The sequence below is a fragment of the Streptomyces monashensis genome, assembly GCF_001866665.1.
GTDB classification, from domain to species: domain Bacteria; phylum Actinomycetota; class Actinomycetes; order Streptomycetales; family Streptomycetaceae; genus Streptomyces; species Streptomyces monashensis.
Window position 1 is genome coordinate 1 of record NZ_MLYO01000103.1, and the last position, 243, is coordinate 243.

Below are 243 nucleotides of genomic sequence, written 5' to 3' on the forward strand. Positions count from 1 at the left end.
GGTCGGCTCGCGTCGTTCGTCGAGGGGGCGGACGGGGTGCCTTTGGCGGATGTCGCCGGGGCGCTGGTCTCCAGCCGTGCGTTGTTGAGCGAGCGTGCGGTGGTCGTGGCCGGTTCGGAGGGGGAGGCGCTGGCCGGGCTGCAGGCGTTGGCGCGGGGTGAGCGTGTCTCCAACGTGGTGGTCGGCAGCGCTGGTTCGGGTGGGCCGGGCAAGGTGGTGTGGGTGTTCCCGGGCCAGGGTTCG

The 243-nt window shown here is 73.3% G+C and carries 1 pseudogene; it reads left to right on the forward strand.

Annotated features, from left to right (window positions below):
- Positions 1-36: 36 nt before the first annotated feature.
- Positions 37-243, forward strand: a pseudogene (locus BIV23_RS42195) (polyketide synthase); the annotation flags it as partial.